Consider the following 18,099-nt stretch of genomic DNA (forward strand, 5'->3'; position numbering starts at 1 on the left):
CAAAATTTAATTGATTAAAATACATAAAAGAAGTAAAATATACTATAAATAAAAAGCTAGGAGAATTGTTAGTATGAATATTACAATTGCAGGTGTCGGTGCCATGGGTAGCCGCTTTGCTCTGATGTTGCATCGAGCAGGGCATAAAGTGACTTTAGTAGATGGTTGGAAAGAACATGTCACAGCTATCCAAAAAGATGGCTTACAAGCTAACTTAAACGGCGAAGAAGTTGTTGCCAAGTTGCCCATCTATTTGCAAAGTGAAGTAGATCCAACCTTATCTAATGACTTAATTATTCTGTTTACAAAAGCCATGCAGCTAGAAGCGATGTTAGCAGATATTCAACCTTTGATACATGATAATACTGCTGTTCTCTGTCTATTAAATGGGATTGGTCACGAAGAAGTCATTGAAAAATATGTCCCAAGAAATCAAATTATGATTGGAAATACCATGTGGACTGCTGGTATGGAAGAACCTGAACGTGCAAAATTATTCGGAAACGGCTCAATCGCTTTGAAGAATTTAGTCGCAGATCCAAAAGCCGAACAAGCAGCTTATAAAGTCATTGAAACCTTGAATTCTGCCGGATTAAATGCGCAATACACAGAAAATATCTTATATGCCATTTATAAAAAAGCTTGTGTCAACGGAACGATGAATAGTCTGTGTACCCTTTTGCTTGCTAATATGGCAGACTTTGGAGACACTACTCCTGCACATAATATTGTTGTGAAAATTGTTAGCGAGTTTGCAGAAGTTGCAAAACACGAAAATGTAGACTTGAATGTCACAGAAACCGTGGACTACATTGAAAAGAATTGTTATAATCGCGATACAATTGGCTTACATTATCCGTCAATGTATCAAGATTTGAACGAGTACAATCGTTTGACAGAAATTGATTATATCAACGGAGCTATTGCACGAAAGGGACAACAATATGGTGTAGACACGCCATACTGTGCCCTTATAACCGAACTCGTCCATTGTAAAGAACAATTATTAGGTGCAAAATAAACTTAGCTAGAAAATTCATTGTTTTTACAAAAATCATAAAACGATATGGTCTTATATTTTTTAATTTCTAGATAAACAAAAATATGCCGAAGAATTTTTGGGCATATTTTTTATTGAATCTAATATTAACAAAAATTATTTTCCTAAATCAATCCGCTTATTTAGCTTGTCCATTAAAATTCCACCAATGATGAGTGAAGCAAACTCACCTACTGCTGTCGTAAACCAAGTCAAAAAGAACGGTGCTTTAGCGACAAGATACAATTCAGCTGCAATGGTAACCATAGAAAGTGAAAAGAAAATCGCAAAATAAAAGAAAGCTTTATTGATCAGTCCATTAAACAAGTATTCATGCATGTATTTTCTAAAGAAATACACACCTAAGATCAAAAAGACCAAAGTTGAGCCACCACCGACAAAGACATCGATGATTCCAAAACTAAATAAATTTGCAATCATACACCCCAACGTGACTCCGATGATGTACTTTGGTTTATAAAAAGCCATAAAGTTCATCATTTCAGAAATCCGAAATTGGTAGGCACCATAGCTAATAGCATTCAAGGGCGGTGTCATTGTTAGTGCGACATAAATCGCAGCAACAAGAGCAATCTGAGCCATATCACGAACAGTAATTTTTTCCATGTTTTCTCCTTTAGCGGCTAAACCGCGTGTAATATGCTTGACGAAAGGGAACTAAGCGCCAAGGGCTGTATTGACAAAACGAATACAGCCTTTCAAGTATAGCACATTTTTTGCAAATATGATAGACTAAATCTATGAAAAAATATGTTAAACACTTTTTTGACAACGAAATTTTATCTTATTTATTTTTTGGTGTTGCTACAACTGTTGTTGCAGTTCTTACACGTATGCTTTGTTATGCTTTCACGAGTAATGAATTGCTTTCTACAGCGATAGGTAATATTGCTGGAATTCTTTTTTCTTTTGCGACAAATGACACAATTGTTTTTAAGCAACAAAGAAGGGGCTGGGGCGCTCGTTTTGTCAAATTTGCTCTTGCGCGACTTTCCACTTTTCTGCTGGACATGGGGCTCACATTCATTTTTGTTACAACATTTCCTAGCATTATTGGTCAATTTGTCCACAATGATATCAAAGCGGTTAATACCATTGAAACTTTATTTGCTCAAATCGTTATTATTGTGCTCAATTATGTTTTTAGTAAAGTCTTTGTATTTAAAAATAAATCAACTAATTAAAAAGACAAACCTACCTCAAATGGTGGTTTCTCTGCAATCTAAAAGAGCTTTGAGGCTCTTTTTTCTTAAATATCTACACTTGGATTGTCAATTGTTAGATGAGTGATTTCTCCTTTGACTCCAAAATAATCTTCAACTAAACTTTGCAATTCCTGCATAGCTGCTTGCGCGCGTTTAGCTTGGTCTTCATTGATTGCTTCGATGACTAATACTGCATCCTTTGTGCCTTCAGTCAGCATTGTCCGTTGCGCTTCCCTCCAGTTAAAACAACGACAAACAGCTCCTTCATCATCATAATAAATAATTTCCTCTGGAAGAGCTGGTGCGTCTGTCTCTGCACCAAGTGGAAAGAAAGGTTCGCCTCCTTGCGCTTTTCCAAGATGCAAGCCTCCTTGAATCTTAGCAATATCTTCACCACCACAAGGAACAGCATAGGAAAGTGATACACTATTATAAATATCCACCAATGGATTGATTGGATTGAACTCACGACCTTGACTTACCCTTTTTAAAAGAGCTTCAATAGAAGAACGCGCACCTTTTTTAGTTTTAAACTTACTGAAAGCACCGCGCCATTCTTGAATCACGTCATTTTGCGTAAAGGTTTCATCTACGATAAAATCTTCTGCTCGCTTGCTTCCCTTGTCCAACAAAGATTTAAAATAAGGGTCTTTGCTTTCGTCAACGCTATTATCCAAGCCTTTAACAACCATAATGCTAATTTGTGCTTGAGGGAATAATTCCCAAAATTCGTTTTCAACTGTGACTTTCATTTTACACCTCTCAATAATTTCTTTTTTGACCTTTTTTAACCAATTCCCAATCATCAGTAATATTCTGTCGTACCTTTACTAACATGTCTTCTAACAATTGAGCGTCTTCTTTGGGAAATCCTGTCAAAGCCTGCTGCTCAGAATAAGTGTGCTCTGATAAGATAAACGGATAAAGTTTTTTTCCTGTATCTGTCGCAAAAAGCTCTTTATTTTTTAAATTTCCAGCTACACTTCTTCTTTCAATCAAACCTTTACTCTCTAATTTTTTGACGGAGCGAGCAACAGTTGAACGATCAACTTTCAGCAAATCTGAAAGCTCTTCTTGAATAATACCGGGATTTTCTACGATACGAACCAAATAAAGATACTGCCCTTTGGCCAAATCAACATGGCGAAATTCAATATTCGCCATTGAATCCAACGCTCGGGCGATGATACCAATCTCTCGCAAAATCGTCATATTGCCTCCTTGAGCAATATTATACCACATTTTATTGCAAATGCAATAAAATAACTGCAAAAAAGAAGTTTCATTTAAACTTCTCTTTATTTTTTATAAGTCTCGTTGTCAGTTGTTTGTGCCTCGTTTCAAATTCTTTTTCGTGACAACCTTGATAACTTGCATTTAAGATTGCCCCAATAATCATAATTTGGGCAATGAGGGTAAACCAAATCATGACGAAGACAACAAAAATGGAACTAAAAAATCGGACATCCATTAAGTGATTTACATAAGTGTCCAAATAAACGGAAAATAAATTTAACAATACCCCAATCGTAAAAACTACAAAAATCGTTCCTGGCAGAACATAGCGGATTTTCCTGATTTTTACATTGGGTAAAAAGTAATAAAGCATCAGTAAAGAAAGAAACAGCAAGGTGTAAATAGTCGGCTGGGTCATTCTTTGCAAACTGGCATATAGTTGATCATCAAACTCCCAAAAGCTATGAAGCAAGCGAAGCGACATTCTCCCAAACATTGTCAGTAAAAGAGACAAGGCAAAGAGAAATTGCAACCCCAAGCTAATGACTAAACTAAATAATCTATGTGATATCAGACCTCTATCTTTTGCAACACCATAAGCTTTATTAAATGCTTTTTGCAAAAATGACATTGATTGTGAAAATGCCCATAGAGCCGAAAGGATAGAAAAACTCAATAAGCCAGAAGAAGGCTGAGTTATCAAATTTCGGGTAACCTTTGCAACGACTTCATACAGCGATTCAGGCAGAACATCTTCCATTGCTTCCAAAAATTCTGCTATCGGAATTTGAAAATAAGGCAATATATTCACAACAATCAATAACAACGGAAAAATCGAAATCAGCAAATAATATGCCACCGCAATGCTTGTTAAATCAATCTCTGATGCTTGATAAAATTTAAAAAAGGATTGTAAAAACGGATTCTGTCCAATCTTAGAAACAAACTTTTTCATCTCGTCTCCTACTAGAATACTGAGCAAAAAGCCCCTTTCTATTCTTATTTTTAATAAGTTCCTTCTTCTCCTTGGCTAGTTAAGATAACAGGTCCATTTTTGGTAATCACAAATTGATGTTCGTATTGACAAGAAAGTCCACCGTCCAGCGTTTTATGAGCCCACCCCGTCTCAAAATCTGTGTCAATCTCCCAAGTACCTGTTGAAATCATCGGCTCAATTGTCAAGACCATGCCTTCACGAAGACGTAATCCGCGTCCAGCACGTCCGTAATGAGGCACCATTGGCTCTTCGTGCATAGTTGGTCCAACACCATGTCCTACTAAGTCACGAACAACACCATAACCATGACTTTCCGCATATTCTTGAATCGCTGCACCAATGTCACCAATCCTATTGCCAACTTGAGCAGCTTCAATTCCACGATAAAGGCATTCTTTTGTAACCTCCATCAATTGTTGTACTTCTTCACTCACTTGACCAACTGCATAAGCCCAGCAAGAATCCGCCACACCTCCACGGAAATTTTCCGTATAGTATTTCATTTGTTCCACATTATTGAAATCGAGTTTAGAAACATCTAACTCAGCTTTATCAACCAAGCCAACAACCATATCGACTTTAATTAAGTCGCCCTCAACCAATTTTTGGTGGCGTGGAAAAGCATGTGCCACTTCGTCATTCAATGAGCAGCAAGTGGCATAAGGGTAGTCCATGATGCTCCCTTCTACACCAATTTGAAGCGGAAGAGCATTATCTTCCTTACAACGTCTGCGGACGTATTCTTCAATTTCCCACATGTCAATACCTGGCTTAATCAAATCCCTTAAACCAATATGAATACTGGCGAGAAATGCACCGCTTTTTTCCATTAAATCAATTTCACGTTGTGATTTTAAAGTTATCATTCTTTCTCCTTAATATCTGAGGTATTAATTTATTTTTACTGTAATTGTTACTTTTGCAACCAGTTGAAGTTTGAGGTAAATATCGGAATCCAAAATAGCAGAGTGCCTTGTTTGTCGGACAATTCTTGGTCGAAGTGTCAAACTTTCATCAATCTGAACAGCTTGCAAGAAGAATATTGTCATTTGCTCAATGACAATATTCTTCTTGCCAGAGGTCACATACTGATGCGTTGCTGTCGTTAAAATTTCTGTCAAAATACCATTAGATAAGACACCGTTATTTTCTAACATAAAGGGTTCTACAACAAAAGTAAATTCATCATTAATGTGACGCAGTTTTTGAGAGACTTGATCGCTGAAAGTGGGCAGGCTGGAGACTTGGTCGCGACTCATTTTTTCCATGACATCACGACGCGTAATGACTCCAAGAAGAGTTTGATTGCTCCGAATGACTGGTACCATTTCAAAGTCTTCTGTAATCATACGCTGGCTAACATTGGCAATACTGGTGTTTAAAGTGACGGCATAGATATTTTTTGTCATGACTTTATCTAAAATCGTGTGAGGAGACTTGTCACCAGTATCACGCATGGTCACCACGCCAACTACCATATGGTGCTGATTAACGACAGGAAAACGACTGTTGCGATTTTTCCGGACCAAATCCATAAAATCACGAACGGTATCAGTATCTTTCAAGAATCCATATTCATGACTCCCCCGATACACTTGCTCCACTGTTAAAATATCTGTTTTAATCTGCATATTAGACAATGCACGATTGATGATTGTCGCAACTGTAAAGGTATCATGTTGTGATCTTAGAACAGGAATGCTTAAGCGATTCGCTAATTTTAAAACATCAGGACTCACTTCTAAGCCACCTGTCACTAAAACAGCATTTTCATGCTTCAAAGCCAATAACTGAATACGGGTGCGGTCTCCAATAATCAAGAGACCTCCTTCCGTTAAGTAACGCAAAAGATTCTTCTCGGTCATTGCCCCGATTGAGAATTTACTGAATTCCTTTTCAAGTCCGTCTTGACCAGCTAAGACTTCTGATCTCGTAATTTCAGCAATTTCTTTAAATGTTAAGTGCTCCAGCTCTACTTTGGGAGATTTTACGCGAATCGTGCCGCTACGAGGACGTGTTTCTACCAATCCACGATTTTCAGCTTCTTTAATCGCACGATAAGCAGTCCCCTCGCTTACTCCTAAATAATTGGAAATACTGCGTACACTAACACGCTTTCCTACTGGTAATTCTTCCAAATAAGCGATAATTTCTTGATGTTTACTCATGAAAGTCTCCTTTTTCATAGCAAAACTCTAAATAATCCCGCATTTTACGTGTATAACGGTCGCTCCCCTTGAACTGCCGCCTACAAGAAAATCCTGTCTTCTCGGCAACTATTTGGCTGGCTTTGTTTTCCAGATGAGTTATAATATAAAGTCGCTTCAAATCAAACTGTGTAAATGCCAAATAAACAATATTTTTGACGCACTCAGTCATCAGACCATGTCCCCAATAATCATGCCGAAGAAAATAACCAAGCTCTGCTTCGCCCTTGATTTCGTCTATCTTTTCAAATTTGATAGATCCGATCATTTTCTCAGAAGCTTTATCACAAATCGCCCAAATTCCAAGAGGATGTTTCATAAAATAATTAGCCAATACATGTTGGCTTTCTTGTAAATTAGCCTGCACAGGAAAAATGAAGCGTAGATTTTCAGGATTGGAGGCAATTTTATAAAAATCTTCACTATCCATAAAGGAAAATGGACGTAATACTAAATGTTCTGTTTCTATAAAGGCGAATTCCGCCAATTTTGTCCACAAATTCATATCTTACCTCTAAAGATAAGACCCAGTTGGTACGCCAACTGGGCTATTTCACCTCATCATGTCAACGCTGTTTCGAATCTATTCTTCGACAAGTTGAATGTCTGCTCCTAAACTCGTCAACTTTTCAATAATATTTGAATAACCTCGTAAAATAAATTCTACATTTGTAATTTCGGTTTTTCCATGAGCTAGCAAGCCTGCAATTACAAGTGCTGCTCCTGCCCGCAAATCAGTTGCTTTGACCGCTGCACCTTGCAATTGATTAGGGCCTTCATAAGCAATATGATTGGCACTCGTTGAAATCTTTCCTGCCATTTTTACTAACTCAGGGACATGATTTACTCGCTTTTCATAAATCGTATCAATAATTAAGCCACGTCCTTTAGCAGTTAACAAAAGTGGCGTAATAGGCTGTTGCAAGTCTGTAGCAAAGCCTGGATAAGGAGCCGTCTTAATATTAATTGCTTTCAAATCATGTTGCTTTTCGACATACACACTATCTTCAGAAACGGTCATGCGAACTCCCATTTCTTCTAATTTCGCAATAAAGCCTTCTAAGTGTTCATAAAGGACATTGTTGATTTGCACACCTTCACCAATTGCAGCAGCCATTGAGATATAAGTTCCTGCTTCAATTCGATCTGGAATGACTTGATGACGAGTACCATGAAGTTTGTTAACACCTTCAATGACAATAATATCCGTACCAGCTCCTCGAATGTGTGCTCCCATATTATTCAAAAGTGTCGCTACATCAATGATTTCAGGCTCACGAGCTGCATTTTCAATAACGGTGCGCCCTTTTGCTTTTACTGCCGCAAGCATGGTGTTAATGGTCGCCCCAACACTAACTGTATCCATATAAATACTAGCTCCGTGAAGCCGCTTGCCTCTTGTCGAAAGGTTCATGGAATTCCCCTCGTAAGCCATGGTAGCTCCCATGGCTTCAAATGCTTTCAAATGCAAATCAATAGGGCGCGGACCTAAATCACAGCCACCAGGCAAACCAACTGTTGCTTCGCCATAGCGACCCAGCAAGCTACCATAAAAGTAATAAGAAGCACGCAAACTATTGATTTTACCATAAGGCATGGGCATATTTTTTATCCCGCGAGGATCAATTTTCAGCGTATCGTCTTGACGCTCAACGGTTGCTCCCATAGCTTCCATGATGTCAATCAAACTGACAACATCGGAAATATCTGGCACACAATCCAATGTCACGATTTCATCAGATAAAATTGTCGCCGGAATTAAAGCGACTACACTATTTTTGGCACCACTAATAGTCACCTCTCCCTTTAAGGGGCGACCACCATTAATTACAATTTTTTTCATTTTTAGCTCTTTCAAGGAATTTATAATCAAATATACTGCACTTTATTATAACACAGTTTCTTTGAAAATCCTATCCTTTTAAAGAAATCTCTTTTAACTTGTCATTCTTGTTATATAACGATTACAGAACTATTTTACTTTTGTGTCATTCTAAAAAGGGAGCGGGACAAAAATCAATTTTGTCCCGCTCCTCAAAATGATAACTAGATCCGACAATCTAGGGAACTGCTGGAGTTTGCAGATAACACTAATATAATCGGCACAAATAAATACGTTTTAAGTCAGATTGCAACTGCGGCTGATTGTAAAATGCCACATAAAAAATTTATAAACAAGAGACTTGTATCCTAACTTCTTCTTTATTTTGCAACAACTGCTTTTAAAGCATCTACTTTATCAAGTTTTTCCCACGGCAGGTCAATATCCGTACGTCCCATGTGCCCATAGGCAGCAGTCTGACGGTAAATTGGTCGTTTCAAATCAAGCATTTGAATAATACCCGCTGGACGAAGATCAAAAATTTGTCGAACTGCTTCTTGAAGCTTGCTTTCTGAAACTGCACCTGTACCAAAAGTATCAATGCGGACTGATACTGGATGTGCAACTCCGATAGCATAGGCTAGCTGAACTTCTACTTTCTTAGCTAATCCTGCTGCAACAATATTTTTAGCAATATAACGCGCTGCATAAGAAGCAGAGCGATCGACTTTTGTGGCATCTTTTCCTGAGAAAGCCCCACCTCCATGGCGTGCATAACCGCCGTATGTATCAACGATAATCTTACGTCCAGTTAAACCAGAATCTCCTTGAGGTCCGCCAATAACAAAGCGGCCGGTTGGATTGATGAAAAACTTACTTTTTTCATCCAAATACTCTGCTGGAACTACTTCTTTAATGACCTTTTCAATCACATCTTGATGAATCTGCTCATTGCTTACTTCTGGGTCATGTTGTGTAGAAATAACGACAGCATCCACGCGCACTGGTTGGTCATTTTCATCGTATTCAACCGTTACTTGAGATTTTGCATCCGGACGAAGATAGGAAATTTCTCCAGACTTGCGAAGCTCTGCTAAACGACGGACTAATTTGTGACTGAGAGAAATAGGCAACGGCATTAGTTCAGGTGTTTCATCTACAGCAAAACCAAACATCAGCCCCTGATCACCGGCACCAATCAAATCAAGCGGATCTTGTTCAGCATTTCCACGAATTTCAAGGGCTTCATTCACCCCTTGAGCGATATCTGGTGATTGCTCAACAAGCGACGGATGCACCCCCACCGTTTCTGCTGAAAAACCATATTCAGCTTTTGTATAACCAATCTCTGCAATTGTATCGCGAACTATGCGGTTAATATCCACATAAGCATTTGTGGATATTTCCCCAAAAACATGGACAGAGCCTGTATAGACAGCTGTCTCAGCAGCCACATGAGCTTCTGGATCCTGCTCCAAGATAGCATCTAAAATAGCATCTGAAATTTGATCTGCAATCTTATCTGGATGTCCTTCAGATACAGATTCAGACGTGAAAAGTTTACGTTCTGACATATTCATGTCCCCCTTTTAATGAAATATTCCCTCCTAAAAATTCTATTATTGCTAGGAAGTTACTTGAAAATCTGTAAACAGACTTACGTTAAAAAGTTACAAAGCACTAGTCTCTATGGTTAATATTTAACCTTTGACTACCTTATCGGGACTATTTAACTTCTCTATTGTATCATTTTTTATCCTAATAAACAGAAAATATTCTAAAAATTATAAGAAATTTAAAATACAATAAAGTTGAAAAACACTTCCAACCTTATGCTTGTTATGATGATTTGCCTCCATAAACAATTTGTCCATCACAAATCGTATAGTGAACAACACCTTTTAATTTTTCACCGATAAATGGTGAATTAGCTGCTTTTGAGGCAAAATCTTCTGTTATCATGCGTTCAGCATTTGTATCGAAAATCGTGAGATCTGCTGGTCCATTCTCAGCAAGGTAGCCCGCTTCAAAATTATAGAGTTGCGCTGGGTTAATTGTCATTTTTTCCAGCAACTGCATGAGTGTCAAATGACCTGCTTCCACCAAATAAGTCAAACCAAGCGAAAGTGACGTTTCTAGACCTGTCATACCAGACGGTGCTTTGGTGATGTCTTTTGCATTCTTTTCATCAGAGTGATGAGGTGCATGGTCTGTCGCAATGACTGAAATAACTCCAGACTTAAGCCCTTCAATGACAGCTAAACGATCTGATTCCAAACGAAGTGGCGGGTTCATTTTAGCATTGCTACCTTTTAACAACAATAGCTCTTCTGTCTTAGAAAAATGCTGGGGCGCTGCTTCTGCTGTTACGTGAGTGCCCAATCGCTGAGCGAATTCCACGACTTTCACACTTTCTGCTTTTGATAAATGCTGGATATGAATATGAGTATTGGTTGCATGAGCAATCATCACGTCACGCGCAATCATACTATATTCAGCGACCCCAGTCGCACCACAAAATCCAAAATGTTCTTTGGCAATCTGCTCATTAAACCCAAGGATACCATTGAGTTCTGGGTCCTCTTCGTGAAGGCAGATAAATGTACCATTTTTGTCAGCTTCTTCCAAAGCTTCGCGTACTATTTTTGTACTTTTTAATGGAATCCCGTCATCTGAAAAACCAATAGCTCCCGCTGCTAAAAGCGCTTTGAAATCTGTCAAATGCTGTCCATCAAAATTCTTTGTAATAGTTGCAACAGACTTAATATGAATATTTTCACGATTGGCAGATGCTAATACTTCCTTTAGTGTCTCTACTGTTGAAATCGTTGGAGTGGTATTTGCCATCATCACAACCGTTGTAAATCCACCCGCTACCGCTGCTAAAGCACCTGTATGAATATCTTCTTTATGCGTCTGACCAGGTTCACGAAAATGAACATGAATATCAATCAGCCCTGGCGCCACCACCAATCCAGTCGCATCAATCACCTGAGCGTTTTCTGCTTTCAAATCCTGACCAATTTTAAGAATTTTTTTATCCTTAACCAAAACATCGCAAATCTGATCTAAACCAGACTTAGGGTTCATGACACGACCATTTTTAATTAACAACATGTACTTTTCTCCTTATTCTCCATAATAATCAACATGACTCTCCACCAACTTCTCTCCTTTGTAAGAAAATTTAGCCGAGAAGAATGGTTTATCTTCTAAAATCCAAGATAGAAACGTATGATCTCCCTCCCAAGTCGGTTTGGACAAAATTTCTTCATAGGAAACCCATTCCAAAGTACCTTCATCGCAGTCAATCAAGTCTCCCTCAAATTCTGTCACTTTAAATACGTACGTGTACCAGTCATTATCAGGTGTAAAATCTGGAAACGTGATAATACCTTTTAATACGGGCTTATTGACTCGCAAACCCGTTTCTTCCAAGATTTCTCGCACCGCACATTCCTGCGGTGTTTCACCTTTCTCTAATTTTCCGCCAACACCAATCCATTTGCCAGCATGAACATCATTAGGCTTTTTATTTCGATGCAACAACAGAAATTCTTTTCCATTGTCCACATAGCAAATTGTTGCTAATTTAACCATTTTTCTCCTTTCAACAGCTAAAATATATCAAACCACTTATAACAACCAATTTATCGGTTCCATTCCTTGAGATGTCAGAAAGGTATTTGTTTTAGAAAATGGTTTGCTTCCAAAAAAACCTCGATGAGCTGAAAGAGGACTCGGATGAGGAGATTCTAAAATGAGATGTTTAGGATTGGTGATCAAGGCTTTTTTCTTGCGTGCATAAGAGCCCCAGAGAATAAAAACAACAGGTGTATCTTTTTCATTGACAACCTTAATCACAGCATCCGTAAACGGTTCCCAGATTTGACCGGCATGTCCATTTGCTTGCCCAGCAGGAACGGTCAAACTGGCGTTCAGCAGTAGCACTCCTTGAAGTGCCCAAGATGTCAAATCGTGAGATTCTTTCATTCCAACGTCATCTGCCAATTCTTTCAAAATATTTTGAAGAGAAGGCGGTGCTGGAATATCATCTGGTACTGAAAAGCTCAGCCCCTGCGCTTGCTGCGGACCATGATAAGGATCCTGTCCCAGAATCACCACTTTTACATCTGCCAAATCTGTTGTTTGAATCGCATTAAAAACTTTTTCACGCGGTGGATAGATTGTGCCTGATGAATAAACTTGATTTAAAAAATAATTGATTTTACTAAAATAGCCGTCAGGCAATTGTTGCTTAATAAAACTATGCCAAGCTGAGTGTTCCATTGTTTCTCCTCTTTCATACTCGATTACTTTTCTTCCTCAGGATAGGTCATTCCCCATTCTTTTCGCAAATCCGTCATCATTTTCATGACATCACGGCTGTAATCCAAATGAATCTCATTTTTGTCGCCAGCTACTGCCGCTTCCATATCAAGAACCTCATACATTAAAGCTTCGCTCGTCTTTCCAGCTTCAATGACTTCTTGATGCCCATCTTCAGTATAAGTAATGACCGCCTTTTGCCCTCTAGGATATTCATACATTTCAATGTAGCCCTTATCATAAGCAATTGTTCCACGCTTGGGCTGTTTAGCATGGAGGCTCAAGGTCAAAGTCGCCATTTCTCCTTCGGCATTCGTCAGAAGAATCCCTGCTTGCTCATCGACACCCGTTGGTGCAAATTTCACTTGCGAAAGGACTTGATGAGGGCTAGATGTCATAAACCACCGAACAAATGACAAGGCATACACACCAATATCTAACAGTGCACCGCCTGCAAGATGACGATTAAAGAAACGATTGGTCATATCATATTCTTTGTAACTGCCAAAGTTCATTTGAATCATTTTTAAATCACCCAATTGACCACTGGAAATGATGTTGTTCAATTGTCGATAGATTGGCATATGGTAAATCGTCATCGCTTCTGCCAAAACGACATGTTCTTGCTCGGCTAATAAAACTGCTTCTTCCAATTCTTCTGAATTTAACGTAATGGACTTCTCACATAAAACGTGTTTCCCGTTCTTTAATGCTTTTCGCAAAAAATCAATATGCGTATTATGTGGTGTGGAAATATAGATAATATCCACATTTTCGTCCTTAAATACGTCATCAATCTGATCATAAACTTTTTCAATACCATATTTTTGTGCAAACTCCAAGCCTTTTTGATGTGTTCGATTAGCAACAGAATAGAGCTTCCCGCCTAACTGCTGCAAGGCCTGTGCCAATTCATTAGCAATCACACCCGTACCTAAAGTTGCCCAATTATAGCGTATCTTATTTTCCATAGTCCTTCTCCTAGCTACATGATTACTTTTATCATACCAAATTTTCCTTCATTTAGCCGACTTTTTATGTAGAGACATCCCTTTTGACAAAATCCTATGAAATCAAACTATGCTTTTCTATCTAAACAATCGAATAAAATCAAGGATTACAATTATTCAGAATATTCCTTTATGTTATAATAAATTGAGAAGGGAGCAATTTTATGTGGTCTTGGTTTATTGTATTTTTACTTTTGGTTATTGCTTTATTTTACTTTTCAAATATCATAATAAAGACTATTATCGGATTTGGATTATTTATTTTTGCGATTGCTATCCTTTGCCTTATTATTGATTATCACAACGATCCAAATAAAGACTAAAAATTGGCTTAAATAGGTCATTTTTCTAATGGGGTAAATGAGATATAAGATTGGCTTATTCAGGAATAAATTCCTAAAAATGATATTAAAAAAATCGTCATTTCTAAAAACACCCCAATGCATTATTGGAGCATTTCTAGTTTAGTTATCTTCAGAGATAGCTGAGTCCAACTCTTTCTCATCTGATTGAACAACTTGTTCTGGAGTTTCAGTGGTAATCACAGATTCTTGTTGAGGTTGAGTTGGTGTTGTTGCAGGTTCAACTGCTTATTCTTGTGGTTGAGTAAATTGTTGTGTTTGAACAGGTTGTTGCTGAGATTGTGCTTGTTGTGTCGTAAGTTGTCCTTGGTAAACCATAGGTTGTACTTTAGTTGGCTTACAAAGTAGGACAATTAGAGCGATAGAACATGGTAACATAGCTAAAGCACCCAAGATATTTAAAAATGGAACCCACATCAAAAACGCAGGAGCTACATATAAAAAGATGAATGCCCAATGATAGCCAGCATCACGCAAATGATGCACAATAATCGCCAAATTTGGGACTAAAGTTGCTATCCCAAAAATACTCAATAAAATGATGATAAAAAATACGAAACCTAAACTACTTATAAAAATACTTAAATCAAATCCTCCTTCATAATCATAATAAGTCGCTTGTTGTACAACATTGAAGATTGCAACCAAAATTGACCCAAAAGCCATAATACCAAATGGAAGTGTAATCAAAACATTGTACAAAACAGACCACCAATAGTCAGATCTAGTTGATTTTCCTTCAAAATCAGCATAGTGAGTCCAAAACTTTTTATAAGCTGTAAACATCATAAATCTCCTAACATTTTAATTTCTAATAGAAATATCATACTTTTCCTAATAAATCAACGGAAATTAATTTTTAGAGAACAATTACTTGACCATCTCTAATCGCCAGTTTGTCCACCCTGAAAATTTAACTGCCCCTTATTCATCTGTCCGATAGACTTTAGCAGGCAATTGTGCAAATCGCTCTATTGTATCTTGACTAGGTTGCTTAGATTGATTATTTTTCTCAACAGAAATGAGCGCAACCGTTGGTTCTATTTGTTGCAAAAATTTTGAACTTGATGAGTCCTTGGCTTCATGCTGTCCGACTTTCAAAACATCTGTTTTCAACTTTGGATAATGCTGCATTAACTTTGCTTCGCCCTCTTCTTTCAAGTCGCTTGCAAATAAAAATCTTGTACGGAAAAACTGACCATATAAAACGATCGAATGGTCGTTCTTGCTAACACCCGAAAGAACTTGCAAATGATGATCAAAAATAGGAAGTTTGTCGCCTTGTTTTACAACATGAATGAATGTGTTTAGTTTCCTTAATTTCTCTAGAAAATCTGCATTGCTTAGACTACTTCTGGAAATATAAATTTTTTTTATTGCAAACTTTTTAGCAACTCCTAATACATCTCCTGCATAATCTGGATTAGGATTTGTTAAGACTAAAGTATCAATCGTATCTACACCACGACTTTTTAGATAAGGAATCAAAGTTTTTTCTGCATTTGAGCTAATTGCTCGTTTTTGCCAAGCTTCTTTTGTTCTAATTTCCTCACGTCCGCCAACATCAATCAATACATTTTTTCCTTTCCAGTCTCTCAGAAAAATACTATCTCCTTGCCCGACATCCACCATTGTGATCTCGTTTTGCAAAGGAAATTTATTTATGAAAAAGAGTAATGAAAGAAACAGACTAAGAAATATTACCCATTTTTTATTTTTTCTAACATCATACAAAATAGCCAGTACAAGCAGCATAACAATCAGCAAAAGCGGACTGGGCTGCCCAAAAACGATTGGTTTACCAAAGACACTTGCTATCCAACGAATACTATTTTCTAAACCTTCAAATAGAAAATTGACTTGAGTCAACTTTATCAAAGGCGAAAAAAGAAAAATTAACGTCAAGCCTGGCAACATCATTGCATCAAAAATCAGTGAAAAAACAAATGTCAACAAAATAGACCAAGGTTGAAATTCGCCAAAGTAAAAGATTAGAATCGGTAAAATACCAAGTGAAATAACGCTACTCTCTACAACAACTTTTCGCCAAGAAGCCAGACCTTCAAAATCTATCACACTAATGACAAAAGCATAGACACAGGAGAGAACTCCTCCTGCCGACAAAAGAAAGGACGGCATAATCAAGGACAATATCATCATCGTTAAAGCAAAATTATCTAACTTAGTGATACCATGTTGCGATAATAATTTCTGAACTAAGCTCCGTACAACGGATACTGAAAATCCAGTCATTCCCGCATAAAAGAAAGAAAATGGATATTGGCATTTACGAACCATTTCTTGTGTGAACCCCAGCCTTAACAGTAACTTGCGAAATCCCTCCATAAAAAAGCCAACTTGCATGCCAGACAGCGCAAATAAATGAATAATTCCCAAGCTAGAATAAAGATTGCTCATTTCGTCAAAGTCTGTATCCAAGGCGCCAAATAAGAGCCCCGTCATATAATTACTCATCGGATTTGGAAAATGGTTCTTGATAAATACCAGTGCCTTTCTTCGCCAGCTAGAGAGCCACTCCAAAGGGTGCAAGCTGATTCTATCTTGGCTCGATAAAATGGTATCTACTTTTAAAATTCGATAAATCCCTTGCGTTTTTAAATAAGATTGGTAATCAAAACCAGCAAAATTACGCTTCTTCTCAGGAATTTCAAAATCTCCTTCAACGGTCAACGCAACCAAACTAGAGAGATTTTGAAAAGCCAACTGCTCTTCCTTTGATTTCAATTTGTGGTAAACTTGATAAGTCTGCCTATTAGCTTTACCACGAAAAGAAAGCGAATCTCCATTTACCTTAATCGTGTCAGGTAGAACTGCCACTTGTTTTATGGGAGAAGGTTCTGCTTTTGTTTGCTGCTCTGCTATTTCCCTACGAATAAAGAAAAAACTAGCAAAACAAGAGAGGATCATGAAGGTCATGAAACATTCTTTCGGTGAATAAAAGCGAAAAAGACGAATTACCAGAAAGATAAAACCCAACCAGCCTAACCAGCTACTTGGATAGATTGCAAAATATAACCAGACAAGTAAGAAAGCAATGTAAATCGGCTTAATCGGAAATTTTTTAATCCACTGTGACATATTCTTTCAATTTTTCTAGTGTTTTAGCGCCTACTCCTGATACATTTTTCAAGTCATCAACGGAATTAAATTTCCCGTTTGCCTCACGATAATCTAAAATATCTTGCGCACGTTTTTGACCAATACCAGAAATGGTCTGCAGCTCAGATAAATCAGCTGTATTTAGATTGACCTTATTTCCTTTTTGCGATGCGACTTCACTAGTTCCTGACGTTGAAGATTGTCCTGTATTACTTGAAACACTCGCCGCATTCTCACCCATAGTTGCCACATAAACAACAGCTTCATCCGTTAGTTTCTGCGCCAAATTGATAGACTTGCTGTCAGCGTCTGTCGTTAAACCACCTGCTTTTTGAATCGCATCATTGATACGGCTAGTCTTTTTCAGTTGATAAATACCTGGATTTTTGACTGCACCCTTGACATCTACGGTTAAAAATTCTGATTCTTCACTTGAACTCGTTTGAGGCTCTGCTTTTTCTTTCTGTGAGTTTTTCTTCGTTCCAGTTGAAATTTCTTCTGATTCTGCCCCCGAACTCGTAACTGTTTCCTGTGCGAGCTCTGCTACATTTGATTGTCTACTAGATTGAACATTTATCATAAAAAATCCTGCTATTATCAAACCAATCAAACTTAAACCAATCAAAATTTTATACTCTTTCATCTTTTCAATGATTGTCTCTAACATCTTTCCTCCTAAGTTGAATGAAAATTTGCTTTATCTATTTATTCGTAAAACAAATAAAAAAGCTGAAAAAAATTTCTCAGCTTT

At 37.7% G+C, this 18,099-nt stretch carries 18 protein-coding genes and 1 riboswitch; of the genes, 2 read left to right on the forward strand and 16 right to left on the reverse strand.

From position 1 onward, the window contains the following. Nucleotides 1–73: 73 nt before the first annotated feature. Complete coding sequence (locus tag HMPREF2933_RS04095; protein WP_024051583.1) at nucleotides 74–1,021, forward strand: 2-dehydropantoate 2-reductase; 948 nt, start codon at nucleotides 74–76, stop codon at nucleotides 1,019–1,021. A gap of 135 nt (nucleotides 1,022–1,156) precedes the next feature. Here the strand turns inward: HMPREF2933_RS04095 and HMPREF2933_RS04100 are convergent, their stop codons facing one another. Continuing rightward, nucleotides 1,157–1,666 (reverse strand): QueT transporter family protein, encoded by a 510-nt coding sequence (locus HMPREF2933_RS04100; protein ID WP_024051584.1) that lies wholly within the window; start codon nucleotides 1,664–1,666, stop codon nucleotides 1,157–1,159. Continuing rightward, a riboswitch (PreQ1 riboswitch) is annotated at nucleotides 1,664–1,772 on the reverse strand. It overlaps the preceding gene by 3 nt. A gap of 28 nt (nucleotides 1,773–1,800) precedes the next feature. On the opposite strand from HMPREF2933_RS04100, the gene HMPREF2933_RS04105 reads away from it, so the two are divergent. After that, nucleotides 1,801–2,244 (forward strand): GtrA family protein, encoded by a 444-nt coding sequence (locus tag HMPREF2933_RS04105; RefSeq protein ID WP_024051585.1) that lies wholly within the window; start codon nucleotides 1,801–1,803, stop codon nucleotides 2,242–2,244. A gap of 65 nt (nucleotides 2,245–2,309) precedes the next feature. Here HMPREF2933_RS04105 and HMPREF2933_RS04110 read toward each other — a convergent pair whose 3' ends face one another. The 15 genes from HMPREF2933_RS04110 to HMPREF2933_RS04180 form a co-directional block, all read right to left on the reverse strand. Continuing rightward, nucleotides 2,310–3,017 (reverse strand): B3/B4 domain-containing protein, encoded by a 708-nt coding sequence (locus HMPREF2933_RS04110; RefSeq protein WP_024051586.1) that lies wholly within the window; start codon nucleotides 3,015–3,017, stop codon nucleotides 2,310–2,312. Nucleotides 3,018–3,027: 10 nt separating this feature from the next. Further along, nucleotides 3,028–3,477 (reverse strand): MarR family winged helix-turn-helix transcriptional regulator, encoded by a 450-nt coding sequence (locus tag HMPREF2933_RS04115; RefSeq protein ID WP_024051587.1) that lies wholly within the window; start codon nucleotides 3,475–3,477, stop codon nucleotides 3,028–3,030. Between the two features lie 70 nt (nucleotides 3,478–3,547). Beyond that, nucleotides 3,548–4,456 carry a YihY/virulence factor BrkB family protein gene (locus HMPREF2933_RS04120; protein ID WP_024051588.1) on the reverse strand — a complete coding sequence of 303 codons (909 nt, stop codon included), beginning with the start codon at nucleotides 4,454–4,456 and terminating at the stop codon, nucleotides 3,548–3,550. 50 nt (nucleotides 4,457–4,506) lie between these two features. Beyond that, a complete protein-coding gene (locus tag HMPREF2933_RS04125; protein WP_024051589.1) occupies nucleotides 4,507–5,364 on the reverse strand; it encodes a methionyl aminopeptidase in 858 nt (285 codons plus the stop codon). Nucleotides 5,365–5,388: 24 nt separating this feature from the next. Then, nucleotides 5,389–6,666 (reverse strand): CBS-HotDog domain-containing transcription factor SpxR, encoded by a 1,278-nt coding sequence (spxR, locus tag HMPREF2933_RS04130; protein WP_024051590.1) that lies wholly within the window; start codon nucleotides 6,664–6,666, stop codon nucleotides 5,389–5,391. Next, nucleotides 6,659–7,210, reverse strand: coding sequence for a GNAT family N-acetyltransferase (locus HMPREF2933_RS04135; RefSeq protein WP_024051591.1), 552 nt, complete (start codon nucleotides 7,208–7,210; stop codon nucleotides 6,659–6,661). The genes spxR and HMPREF2933_RS04135 overlap by 8 nt, the downstream gene beginning before the upstream one ends. Before the next feature lie 78 nt (nucleotides 7,211–7,288). Next, nucleotides 7,289–8,548, reverse strand: coding sequence for a UDP-N-acetylglucosamine 1-carboxyvinyltransferase (locus HMPREF2933_RS04140; RefSeq protein ID WP_024051592.1), 1,260 nt, complete (start codon nucleotides 8,546–8,548; stop codon nucleotides 7,289–7,291). Nucleotides 8,549–8,907: 359 nt separating this feature from the next. After that, nucleotides 8,908–10,101, reverse strand: coding sequence for a methionine adenosyltransferase (metK, locus tag HMPREF2933_RS04145; protein ID WP_024051593.1), 1,194 nt, complete (start codon nucleotides 10,099–10,101; stop codon nucleotides 8,908–8,910). A gap of 265 nt (nucleotides 10,102–10,366) precedes the next feature. Then, nucleotides 10,367–11,644, reverse strand: a complete 1,278-nt coding sequence (locus tag HMPREF2933_RS04150; protein WP_024051594.1) for a dihydroorotase — start codon at nucleotides 11,642–11,644, stop codon at nucleotides 10,367–10,369. Between the two features lie 12 nt (nucleotides 11,645–11,656). After that, a complete protein-coding gene (locus HMPREF2933_RS04155) occupies nucleotides 11,657–12,127 on the reverse strand; it encodes an NUDIX hydrolase (protein ID WP_024051595.1) in 471 nt (156 codons plus the stop codon). Nucleotides 12,128–12,163: 36 nt separating this feature from the next. Then, the gene (locus HMPREF2933_RS04160) at nucleotides 12,164–12,817 is read right to left on the reverse strand and encodes a uracil-DNA glycosylase (protein WP_024051596.1); all 654 of its coding nucleotides are present in this window, start codon (nucleotides 12,815–12,817) and stop codon (nucleotides 12,164–12,166) included. A 23-nt stretch (nucleotides 12,818–12,840) separates the two neighbouring features. After that, entirely contained in the window at nucleotides 12,841–13,827 is a 987-nt protein-coding gene (locus tag HMPREF2933_RS04165; RefSeq protein ID WP_024051597.1) for a Gfo/Idh/MocA family protein, read from the reverse strand. 629 nt (nucleotides 13,828–14,456) lie between these two features. Beyond that, a complete protein-coding gene (locus HMPREF2933_RS04170; RefSeq protein WP_224783657.1) occupies nucleotides 14,457–15,017 on the reverse strand; it encodes a DUF805 domain-containing protein in 561 nt (186 codons plus the stop codon). A 135-nt stretch (nucleotides 15,018–15,152) separates the two neighbouring features. Next, nucleotides 15,153–17,327 (reverse strand): DNA internalization-related competence protein ComEC/Rec2, encoded by a 2,175-nt coding sequence (locus tag HMPREF2933_RS04175; protein ID WP_070672563.1) that lies wholly within the window; start codon nucleotides 17,325–17,327, stop codon nucleotides 15,153–15,155. Next, complete coding sequence (locus tag HMPREF2933_RS04180) at nucleotides 17,311–18,015, reverse strand: helix-hairpin-helix domain-containing protein (protein ID WP_024051601.1); 705 nt, start codon at nucleotides 18,013–18,015, stop codon at nucleotides 17,311–17,313. The genes HMPREF2933_RS04175 and HMPREF2933_RS04180 overlap by 17 nt, the downstream gene beginning before the upstream one ends. Nucleotides 18,016–18,099: the final 84 nt, after the last annotated feature.

Source organism: Streptococcus sp. HMSC066F10 (genome assembly GCF_001813805.1).
In the GTDB taxonomy this organism is placed as follows: Bacteria; Bacillota; Bacilli; order Lactobacillales; family Streptococcaceae; genus Streptococcus; species Streptococcus vaginalis.